The organism is Streptomyces sp. CBMA152, assembly GCF_014596475.1.
Taxonomy (GTDB): Bacteria; Actinomycetota; Actinomycetes; order Streptomycetales; family Streptomycetaceae; genus Streptomyces.
In genome coordinates, this window is the sequence record NZ_MECJ01000003.1 from 1 (window position 1) to 10440 (window position 10440).

The window sequence follows — 10440 nt, forward strand, 5'->3', positions numbered from 1 at the left end:
GGGGGGGGGGGGGGGGGGGGGGGGGGGGGGGGGGGGGGGTAGGCCTGCTGGGCTGGGCATGTTTCGTTCTCGGTGAGATTGCCTTGGTGTTCCTCAGACAGTGGCTACCCCGGGCGTGGCCCCGCTTGGTCGCGTACGTCGTGTACACCGCGACGATCACGTTTTCCACCCGGCCCATCGTGCCGGAATACTGCGCGGGGCCTGTCACCTTAGATACCGCTGCGCCACGGCCGTGAAGGCGGCCTTGGGTTCCCATTCCATGTCGGGGTAGGTCTGCCCTCGCCGCCCTTCGAGGAGTTTGACGATGCCCAGACCGGCCCTGTCCAAGTCGTCCCTGGGGTCGCCGTCCGGGCGGTGCGGGTAGCCAGGCAAGGCGAACAAGAACACGAACGCACTGTCCACGCCCTCGGTCTCGAAGATCTCCAGCAGTTCGCTCAGATAGGCGGCCTGGCCGGCCTCGTCCCGCTCGTATACGCCGTTCAGCCGTACAGGAGCCTTGGTCTCCGGGTCGTACTCGACCACTTCCAGCACCCGCCCACCGCGGTCTCCCGCGCCGCGGTAGGCCGCGGTGCCGAACCCGGTGATGGCGAGCGGCTTCGGGTCTTGGGCCAGGGTGCGCACCGCGTCCCGGAACCGGTCGGCGACCTCGGCGGAGCGGATCAGCTCGAACGTCACAATGTCGAAGGGAGTCCAGTCGACCTGCTCGAACTGGATGGACGCGTAGGTGAGCTTGCCCTGGAAGTGCTCGCGGACCGTGGCCGCAGCGTCGCGGAGGAAGGTGTTGATGCGGACACCGAGCTCGCACATTGCTTCGGCCCGCCGCTCGGGTCGGCTCATCAGCTGCGCGACCCGCTCCTCGGGACTCTCCCCGGGCAGGAACCCGCGGTTCATCACGCTCAGTTCGACCCCTGCGACGAACACGACTGCGGCCCCCTGCTGCCGGAGCCGTTCCGCTCGCTCGGCGCAGTCGCGGAAAAGCGTGAGGATCTGCTCCGGATACAGCTCCAGCGGATAGGGCGAGAACCAGACCTCCAGGCCGAGCTCGGCAGCGGCACCGGCGGCCAGCTCCAGCCGCTCCGGGTCACCGCCGATGATCTGGATCGCGTTGCAGTGCAGGTCCTCGCGGATGATGGCGAGTTCGCGCCGGACCACCGCGGGATCGAACTGCTCGCGGGATGTCTGGCCGTGCACGACGAATCCGGTGTCGTAGGTCATTCCTCTTGCTCGCATGGTGACGTCCTCTCCGTCGGTCCTGGTCGGGTCGAGGCTGACAAGAAAAGTGCGTGCACGCAAGTTTGCGTGCACGCAGTCCTGTGTGGAACGCTGACACCGTGACGACACCACCAGGGCTGCGGAAGCGAAAGAAGCAGGCCACACGCGAGGCGCTACGCGAGGCGGCCCTGCGCCTGGCCGTGGAGCGCGGACCGGACCAGGTGCGGGTCGAGGACATCGCCGAGGCGGCCGGGGTCTCGCCGCGCACCTACAACAACTACTTCGCAAGCCGCGAGCAGGCGATCGTCTCCGCTGTTACCGCGGACCGGGAGGCGCGGATCGCGGCGGCGGTCGCATCCCGGCCCGCCAGCGTGCGCCTGGCTGACGCCGTCACCGAAGCAGTGGTCGAGCAGTTCACCAACACCGGTGAGCGCGAACACAAGGCACTGCTGCTGATCACCACCCGGACCGCGCTGCGCGACGCGTTCCTCGATACCACCGCCGACATCGAGCCCCCTCTTACGGCGGTGATCGCCGAACGCCTAGGTGACGCCGGAGCGCACACAGCCCGCGTTCTCGCGGCGAGCGTGGCCGCGGCGGTTCGCATCGCATTGGAAGGCTGGCTCCAGCCGGCCGGGGGCGCAGAGGCCGCCGGGAGTTTCGGTGCCGGAGGACTGGTCGTGCCCTCCGGCTCACTGCCCGACCAACTCCGCGCAGCACTGGCCCCGCTCGCACCCGCGTTCGACGCCGCCGAGCGACGCACCCAGCCGTGAAGTCGCCCCAACTGGGGCATCCGCTGGGCAAACAGTAGATCCGGAACGTGCCGATGCACCCGGTCGTCATCATCCTCGTCAGTCGATTCAGCGCAGATGACGCCATGTCAGGTCGCGATCTACGACTGGAGTATCGGTACTCCAGTCGTAGATCGTGATCTCGCTGGCTTCGGCTGGTCAGCGGGCTCCTGAGTTGGCCGATCCAGTGCTCGGTCATCGCGCCCGGTGAGGGCCGTCGGCCGGGGACGGCCCTCACCGAAGCTATCGATCACATGGGGAGCGAGAGCAGGCGGACCTCTCCAGCGGGCCAGTTCGCACCGTCGCGCAGTGGCGTCCACATGGTCCGCAGCGGCATGATCACGGCCCCCTCGGGTTGTTCGACGTGGACGTCCCGCTCAAGGGTTCGCCAGCCGAGTTGCTGGTAGAGCGGGACGAGCGGTGGTCGACAGAAAAGAAGCCCGTGCTGTGGCCCCATCGTCCGTGCGTGGTCCAGGGCTGCCGATACGACCGACCGCGCCAGTCCGTGGCCCCGCAGATCAGGAGCGACAGCCACCCCGCCGACGCCCACCACCTGTGTGCCGACGCCGTCGATCGATATGGGAAGTTGCAACAGACCGGCGTGGGCTACGAGGCGGCCCTTGTGCCTGATGCCGAAATGATCTTTCTTGGGCAGCCATGTCAATCCGGCGTCTGCGACGCCGAACGGATCGGCACCGTCGCCGAGGATTTCGATCTGCTCGGTCTTCGTATACTCCATGAGCCGCACCACGGTTGGCGATGCGGAAGAGTGGCGATCTGTCATCTCGCCATGATCCCTTCGGGTCGGCCCCTGACCAACTGAATCAGCGGGGGTGTCCAACCGAGGTGCCCGGTCGCACTGTCGGAGGTCGGTGCGCAGACAGGTGCGGCCACCGCTGATCATCAGTGTGCGAAGACAGAAGATCACGCGATAGCCTCAGGTCACAGCGTGGACCCGGCCCACTGGCAGGGCGCATTCGCGGGCCTGATGAACCGTCACCAAGCAGTTGACCACCCGCTTCGCCACTATCGCCATCGAGGACCTCAACGTCGCCGGCATGACCCGCACCGCCCGCGGCGCCCTCGAACGCCCCGGCAAACGCGTACGCCAGAAAGCCGGCCTCAACCGCCGTTGCCGCAGCGCACCAAGCGGTTGCCCCTGGTAGAGGGGAGACCTCAAACGCCCGCCGAGCACCCAGAAGACCAGCTGGCCCCGGGCCGGACGGCAGGATGCAATGAAATGGGAAGACACCGGCCCACCAGGATCGGTGCCACCTCAGCGGAGCAATCCGCTGACGCTCTCCCCACGCGGACACGAAAAGGCAAAGCGGTCCTAGAGCCCCAGGTCACGACGGTCAGGCTCGCGCAGGAGTGACCAGCTCGGCGAGTTGATGGCGATGGTGGAGCCGCCCGGCGCGCGCGAGCCCTGCCATCGGTGTTGCTTGCCGGGGGCGAGCACTGGTCGCGCAGCACCGCGGCGGCATCGGGAACGGAGGAGCGCTCGGACGGGACGGTCATGGGGCCAGTACTGCGTGCCGGGCGACAGCCCGGCGAGGTCACACGGACGGGCTTAGCCGGTCATGCCGAGGGCGGTGTCCGGGCGGCAGAAGCCGCAGGTGCGACGCCGTCGGCGAGGGCCTGGCGGGCGGTTTCGCGGTCGACGGCGCGCATGCGGCCGGCTTTGTGGAGCAGCCACCACTGACCAGTGCCGTTCTGCAGGCAGAAGAACGACTGCCACTGCCCGGCCTGCTGCCCGTTATTGCCAGCTACCCAGCACCTTTCGTAGATGGCATACGGGCCGTACACCCCCGCAAGGCGTGCCTGCGTGGATACGGCAGTCACCTGGGGTACCACCGCCGTGGCTTGAGAGCCTGCGGCCGATCGCGACCTCGGTGACGACCGCCGGGACCAGCACCCGTGCCCGGCAGGGCGGTGTCCGCGGAATATCCCGGGCGCCGGCCCGTTGAGCTGATCATGAACAGGATTCTGGTGACCGGCGCGACCGGCAACGTGGGCGGTGAGGTGGCCGCGCAGCTCGCGGCCGAGGGGATCGGCGTACGGGCGTTGACGCGTCGGCCGCAACCGGCCGGGGCACTGAACGGCGCCGAGGTCGCGACGGGGGACCTGGCGCAGCCGGAGTCGCTGGAGGCGGCGTTGGCGGAGATCGACACGGTGTTCCTGATCTGGCCGTTCCTCAGCACCGAGGGCGCGCCCGCCGTGCTGGAGGCGATCGGACGGCAGGCGCACCGGATCGTCTACCTCTCGTCGTCGGGCGTACGCGAGGACGCCGACCGGCAGAGCGACCCCATCAACCAACTGCACGCCGACATGGAGGCCTTGATCGAGGGGTCCGGGCTGGAGTGGGCCGTCCTGCGGTCGAACACGATCGCCTCCAACACGCTCGGCTGGGCCGCGCAGATCCGGGACACCGGTGTGGTGCGCGGCCCCGACATCGCGCCCACCGCCGTGGTCCACGAGCGCGATGTCGCGGCGGTGGCGGTACGGGTGCTGGCCGATCCCCGGCAGGTGGCGGTGAAGCACGTCCTGACCGGCCCGGAGGTCGTGAGCAGGGCCGAGCAGGTACGGGCGATCGGCGAGGCGATCGGACGCCCGCTGCGTTTCGAGGAGGTGCCCGTGCAGGTCGCCCGGGAGCGGATGCTCGCGGACGGCCGACCGCCCGCCCTGGTGGAGGCCCTGCTGGCGAGCGCCGAGAAGCGGTCGCGGTCGGACCTGGTCACCGGCACGGTGGAGGAGATCACCGGGAAGCCCGCACGCTCGTTCCGTAGCTGGGCGGACGACCACGCCGACGACTTCCGCTGACCACGGAAGTGGCCGACCGCACTCACCCGTGCCGGCCGGCCACCGGCACATGGACCGGGCGGGCCCCGATGCGCTCAAGCACCTCGGGCGAGCCGAACCGCAGGTCGATGCGGCGCACCGCCTCGGCCCAGTCGGCGCGCGTGCGTATGGCGTTGAGGCAGTCGACCACGTACGGGTCGTCCCAGCGCGCCAGGGAGCGCCGCCACAGCACGAGCGGGTCCTCGGTGAGCAGGCTGCCCACCGTGCCCTCGTAGATCGGCATGGCGCGCACCTCGCCGTCCGGCTCGATCTCCATGGGGCGGAAGGTCGGGGTGCGTGCGAGGAAGTCCGGGTTCATCTGGACCTCGAAGTTCTCGGTGGTCTCCACGGCGACCGACGCGGGTGCGGCCGCCTGGAGCCGGCGCCGGGTCTCGGGCGCGATCAGCTCGGCCACCTGCTCGTCGCGCAGCAGCTCGTGCTCGACGAAGGACGGGCGGCTGGCGAGCCCAGTGGGCACCACCGCCCCGAAGTACAGGGTCTCCAGATGCGGGAAGCGTGGTGCCACCTCCGCGCACATCCGGTCCAGCTCGTCGAAGTTGCTGCGGATCACTACGTAGTCGATGCCGAAGCGCGGCGCCGGGAGCCCCGCCGCGAGCCTGCGCCCCACCTCCGCGTCGATCCGGGCCAGCGCGCCGGTCGCCCGCTCGAAGGAACGCGCGCGCCCCCGTATCCGGTCGTGGGTCGCGGCCGTCGCTCCGTCGAGGCTCACCACGATCTTGGACACCGTCCCGGCCAGTGCCTCGACCGTCGCCGTCGGCACCGCCCAGCCGCTGGTGTAGACGAAGACCACCAGCCCGGCGTCCGCGAAGTGCCGGGCGACGTCCACGATCCGTTTGATGGTCAGCGGCTCACCTCCGCACAGGGTGATCTGCTGCGGCTTCAGCGAGAGGATCGCGTCCGCGACCCGCATCATCTCGTCGTGGCTGAGGTTCTTCGCCGGGCGCCGCCCCGACTCCGTATAGCAGTGGTAGCAGCGCAGCGGGCAGGCGAACGTGACGTCCCAGATGATGGCGTTGGGGTTCTCGACGGTGTCCATGGGCGTACCTCCAGGCCGCGGGGGGCGACACGCGTCGCCGGATCCGCACGCTACGAACGCCCGGCCTGCCTGTCGTCCGTGGCGAAGTACGCAATGCGCGCGGGCGCGTACGTACGCACGGGGGATACGTACGCAACCCGCGCGTCCCCAACTGCGTAGCGGTGGCTTCGAGTTACGTAGTGGAATACGGATCTGCCCGCCCCGGTCCAGCGGCTAGCTTCCTCTTCTGTGACCCAGAGCACGGAGGAGGTGAGCCTCATGATGTATCCGCCCCCGACCGTCGGTACCGGTCGCTAACGCGAAGGCGGTGGCCGCTTCCGTTCCGGAGCGGCCACCGCACCCGTCGGCCGGGAGGGTCGGCGAACCCCGTCCGGCGGAGGGTGAACCGGTCATGAAGGTCGACAGCAGGGGCAACAACGAGAGCGAGAAGAATGGTGAGCGGGCCGTCAGTGATGTCCTGCTCCTGGTCCGGCAGTTGCCGCGGATCGCCAAGGGGCTGACCTTCGCGCTCGGCGTGCTCGTCGTCGGGCAGGCCGCGGGCGGTGCGCTGCTGCCGCTGGCCACCGGGCGGCTGGTGGCCGCGCTGACGGAGGCCTCCAAGTCGATGCACGGTGTGACCGTCGGGCTCGTGCTGCTGGGCGTGGTGCTCTTCCTCGACGTCGTGCTCGACCCGATCCGCACGATGCTCGCCTGGCGCCTCGGTACCGCGCTCGACGGCGCGACGGCCCAGACCACGGTCGACGGCGCCCTGCGTCCGGCCCGGATCGGCCACTTGGACGACGCGGAGGTGGCCGACCGCATCGAGCGCGCCCGAGCCGTCGGCCTTGGCGCGCACCCCCCGGGGCAGGCGGTCACCGCGCTCGCCGGGCTCGTACCGCTGCGGCTGACCGGACTGGTGTCGGCCGTGCTGCTCGGCTGGGCCGGGCAGTGGTGGATGCCGGTCGTCCTGGGCTCCGCCTGGGTGGTCACCGGGCGCTGGCAGGAGAAGGAGATCGGGCGGTCGGTCTCCGCGCACGCGGGCGAGACCGCGCAGCTGCGCCGCGCCGCCTATCTGCGCGAAGTCGCCACCACGGCGCCCGCCGCCAAGGAGGTGCGCCTGTTCGGCCTGCGCTCCTGGCTGGTCGAGCGGTTCACCACGGCCTGGTGGGACGGCATGGTGCAGATGCGCCGGGCCAGGGTCAGCCCGCACCGCCACGCCCTGGCGATCCTGCTGCTCCTCGCCGCGCACCTCGCGGTAGTACTCCCGCTGGTCCACCAGGCCACCCACGGCGACCGGTCCGTGGAGCAACTGACCGTCGCCCTCCAGGCGTTGCTCGGCCTGTTCGCGCTCGGCTTCAGCGGGGACCTCCAGTGGATGCTGCACACGGCGAGCGCCGCGGTCCCGGCCGCGATGGCGGTCGGTGAACTGGAGACGGCCGGGGAGACGGGACGGCTCGGCTCGGCCGGGCTGCCGCGGCGGGAGATCCGCTTCGAGAAGGTCTGCTTCGCCTATCCCGGCGGCCGCGGCCAGGTCCTCGACGGCCTCGACCTGGTCCTCCCGGCCGGCTCCTCGCTGGCGATCGTCGGGGACAACGGCGCGGGCAAGAGCACCCTCACCAAACTCCTCGCCGGGCTCTATCTGCCCGACAGCGGCCGCATCACCGTCGACGGCCAGGACCTGCGCGCCCACGACCCCGAGAACTGGCGCCGCCAACTCGCCGTGGTCTTCCAGGACTTCGTCCGCTATCCGTTCTCCGTACGCGACAACATCGGCTTCGGCCGGATCGAGGCGGACGCCGACGACGAGGCGCTCACCGAGGCCACCCGGCTCGGCGGCTTCCTCGGAGTGGAGGCCGAACTGCCGGGCGGCTGGGACACCTTGCTCAGCGGTGCCTACACCGACGGCACCGAACTGTCCGGCGGGCAGTGGCAGCGGTTGGCGCTGAGCCGGGCCCTGTACGCGGTCCGGCACGGCGCCCGGGTGCTCGTCCTCGACGAACCCACCGCCCACCTCGACGTCCAGGCGGAACACGAGTTGTACGCCCGCTTCCTGGACATCACCGCCGGGCTGACCACCGTCCTCGTCTCGCACCGGTTCGCCACCGTACGCCTCGCGGACCGCATCGCCGTCGTCGAGGAGGGCCGGATCGGCGAGTACGGCACGCACGACGAACTGGTGGCCGCCGGAGGCCGATACGCACGGATGTTCCGCGTGCAGTCGCAGCCCTTCATCGAGCAGGGCGTACGGGAAGGAAGCAGCCGTGCGTAAGAGCCTCGCCGCTGTCCGACTCCTGATCGGGACCGCTGTCAGGGCCGATCCCCGGCGCGCCCTGGTGGTCCTGACCCTTTCCCCGCTGCTCAATGTGGTGGCGGCGCTCCAGGCGGTGGGCCTCCAGTGGATGGTCGACGGCGCGAGCGGCCACGACCGCACCGAGGCGGTGCGCGGTGGGCTGCTGCTGCTCGGGGTCACCGTCTTCGTGCATCAGGCCGCCGCGATCGCCACCGATCTGCGGCTGGTGCTCCAGCACCGCGTCGGCCTCGAATTCGACCGCAGGCTGATGAACCTGTGCTCGGCTCCGCCGCACATCGGGCACTACCAGGACCCCGAGTTCCTCGACAGCGCCGAGGTGGTGCGCCAGCGGCGCGGGGAGTTCGGCACCGCGCTGGCCGCGCTGGTGGAGAACGCGAACCTGGTGGCGCGGTTCCTGGGCGCCCTCGTCCTGCTCGCGGGCGCGCATCCGCTGCTCGCGCTGCTGCCGTTGACGATCGTGCCACTGGCCGCGGCCAACCGCTGGCAGGCACGCCTCGTCGCCGGGGCCGAGCGGGCGGGCGCCGAGGCCGACCGCCGCCGCAGGGCCGTGTTCTCGCTGGCCACCGACCCGGCACCGGCCCGCGAGGTGCGGCTGTACCGGCTTGCCGGTGAGCTCTCGGCGCGCCACCGGGACGCCTTCCTCGCGGCGAGCGGCCCGCGCGAGGCGGCCCGCGCCAGGGGCGCGGTCGCGGTCGCGGCGGGGTGGCTGGTGTTCGCGGCGGCGCTCATCGCAGGGCTCTATCTGATCTCGCGAGCGGTGGTCGACGGAACCGGTTCGGCGGGCCAGGCGGTGCTGGTCCTCCTGCTGAGCACGCGGCTGGTCGGGGCGACCACCGGCCTCGGCTGGCTGATCGGCTGGCTGCGCCGCTCGCTCGACACGGTCGCGCTGTATCTGCGGCTGGTCGACCACGCGCGGGGGAGCGGGGCACGGCAGGACACCGCGCGGCCGGACCACGTACGGGAGTCCGGCGGCGAACTCGTCCTGGAAGGCGTCTCGTTCACGTATCCCGGCCGTACGGAACCGGCGCTCGGGCCCGTCGACCTGACCCTGTCCGCCGGGACCACCGTCGCCGTGGTCGGCGACAACGGGGCGGGCAAGTCCACGCTGATCGCGCTGCTCGCCGGGCTGCAACCGGTGTCGGCCGGGCGGATCACGTTCGGCGGCGAGGACCTGGCCGGGATCCCCGCGCAGGAGTGGTCGGCGCGGATCACGGCCTGCTTCCAGGACTTCTGCCGGTTCGAGCTGCTCGCCCGGGAGACGGTCGGGCTCGGTGAGGTCGGGGCTCTGGGCGACGAGGCGGCGGTGTGGGCCGCCCTGGAGTCGGCGGGGGCCGCCGACGTGGTGGCGGGGCTGAGCCGGGGTCTTGACACCCAGCTCGGCCGGACTTTCCCCGACGGCACGGACCTGTCGGCGGGACAGTGGCAGAAGCTGGCGCTGGCCCGCGCCCGGATGCGGACCCGGCCCGCCCTCGTCCTCCTCGACGAGCCCGCCGCCAGCCTCGACCCGGACAGCGAGGCCGAGTTGCTCGGCACGTATCTGCGGGCGGGCGTGTCCGGCCCGGCGACGATCACCGTGATCGTGTCGCACCGGTTCACCACCGTGCGCGAGGCGGACCTGATCGTCGTCCTGGACAACGGCCGGATCGTCGAACAGGGCACGCACACGGGCCTGTTGGCGCGTGGCGGCCGCTACGCGGACATGTACGCGCTCCACGCCGCCGCGTACACCTCGGCCCCCGCCGCCTCAGCCGCGCAGCACGGGCGGCAGGTCGCGGCGGGAGTGCACGCCGAGCTTGCGGTAGATCCGGGTGAGGTGGCTCTCGACGGTACGGACGGACACCGCGAGCCGGTGGGAGATCGCCCGGTCGGACAGGCCACCGGCGGCCAGTGAGGCGATCTCCACCTCGCGGGTGGTGAGCGCGACCGGCTGGGCGGGCGGCGGAGCCACCCCGAGCCGCTCGCGCAGCCGGCCCACCAGCACCACGGCGTCGCCCCGGCGGCTGCCGCCCTGCTGCTGGAGCGTGGCGGCCGCGCGCTTGGTGAGCGCGACCGGCTGGGCGGGCGGCGGAGCCACCCCGAGCCGCTCGCGCAGCCGGCCCACCAGCACCACGGCGTCGCCCCGGCGGCTGCCGCCCTGCTGCTGGAGCGTGGCGGCCGCGCGCTCCGCGAGCCGCCACGCCTGCGTGCTCAGGCCGAGCGCGTCGAGGCGTACGGCGTGGTCGAGCAGTTCCGTACCGGCGCCGCGGGCCAGG

The 10440-nt window shown here is 71.3% G+C and carries 8 protein-coding genes and 1 pseudogene; 4 read left to right on the forward strand and 5 right to left on the reverse strand.

What is annotated here, in order from left to right:
• Window positions 1-204: 204 nt before the first annotated feature.
• A complete protein-coding gene (locus tag BG418_RS04405; protein ID WP_188272353.1) occupies window positions 205-1215 on the reverse strand; it encodes a hypothetical protein in 1011 nt (336 codons plus the stop codon).
• 116 nt (window positions 1216-1331) lie between these two features.
• Between BG418_RS04405 and BG418_RS04410 the strand changes: the two genes are divergently transcribed.
• Entirely contained in the window at window positions 1332-1985 is a 654-nt protein-coding gene (locus tag BG418_RS04410; RefSeq protein ID WP_188272346.1) for a TetR/AcrR family transcriptional regulator, read from the forward strand.
• Window positions 1986-2253: 268 nt separating this feature from the next.
• Here BG418_RS04410 and BG418_RS04415 read toward each other — a convergent pair whose 3' ends face one another.
• Both BG418_RS04415 and BG418_RS04420 read right to left on the reverse strand, forming a co-directional pair.
• Complete coding sequence (locus tag BG418_RS04415) at window positions 2254-2742, reverse strand: GNAT family N-acetyltransferase (protein ID WP_223184358.1); 489 nt, start codon at window positions 2740-2742, stop codon at window positions 2254-2256.
• A gap of 839 nt (window positions 2743-3581) precedes the next feature.
• On the reverse strand, window positions 3582-3845 hold the full coding sequence (locus BG418_RS04420) for a hypothetical protein (protein ID WP_188272348.1): 264 nt from the start codon (window positions 3843-3845) through the stop codon (window positions 3582-3584).
• Window positions 3846-3977: 132 nt separating this feature from the next.
• On the opposite strand from BG418_RS04420, the gene BG418_RS04425 reads away from it, so the two are divergent.
• Window positions 3978-4823: an NAD(P)H-binding protein gene (locus BG418_RS04425; RefSeq protein WP_188272349.1), complete on the forward strand. Its 846-nt coding sequence runs from the start codon at window positions 3978-3980 to the stop codon at window positions 4821-4823.
• A 22-nt stretch (window positions 4824-4845) separates the two neighbouring features.
• Here the strand turns inward: BG418_RS04425 and BG418_RS04430 are convergent, their stop codons facing one another.
• Window positions 4846-5898, reverse strand: a complete 1053-nt coding sequence (locus BG418_RS04430) for a radical SAM protein (protein ID WP_188272350.1) — start codon at window positions 5896-5898, stop codon at window positions 4846-4848.
• A gap of 391 nt (window positions 5899-6289) precedes the next feature.
• Between BG418_RS04430 and BG418_RS04435 the strand changes: the two genes are divergently transcribed.
• Both BG418_RS04435 and BG418_RS39575 read left to right on the forward strand, forming a co-directional pair.
• Entirely contained in the window at window positions 6290-8146 is a 1857-nt protein-coding gene (locus BG418_RS04435; RefSeq protein WP_188272351.1) for an ABC transporter ATP-binding protein, read from the forward strand.
• Window positions 8147-8435: 289 nt separating this feature from the next.
• Window positions 8436-9668 (forward strand): annotated as a pseudogene (locus BG418_RS39575) (ATP-binding cassette domain-containing protein); the annotation flags it as partial.
• Between the two features lie 264 nt (window positions 9669-9932).
• Here the strand turns inward: BG418_RS39575 and BG418_RS04440 are convergent.
• A partial coding sequence (locus BG418_RS04440) for a helix-turn-helix transcriptional regulator (protein WP_188272352.1) occupies window positions 9933-10440 on the reverse strand: 508 nt, incomplete at its 5' end.

Excerpts from the sequence above, each read along its gene's own strand:
- BG418_RS04405 (WP_188272353.1), bottom strand. The coding sequence starts at position 1,215 with ATGACCTACGACACCGGATTCGTCGTGCACGGCCAGACATCCCGCGAG.
- BG418_RS04415 (WP_223184358.1), bottom strand. The coding sequence starts at position 2,742 with ATGGAGTATACGAAGACCGAGCAGATCGAAATCCTCGGCGACGGTGCC.
- BG418_RS04425 (WP_188272349.1), top strand. The coding sequence starts at position 3,978 with ATGAACAGGATTCTGGTGACCGGCGCGACCGGCAACGTGGGCGGTGAG.
- BG418_RS04430 (WP_188272350.1), bottom strand. The coding sequence starts at position 5,898 with ATGGACACCGTCGAGAACCCCAACGCCATCATCTGGGACGTCACGTTC.
- BG418_RS04435 (WP_188272351.1), top strand. The coding sequence starts at position 6,290 with ATGAAGGTCGACAGCAGGGGCAACAACGAGAGCGAGAAGAATGGTGAG.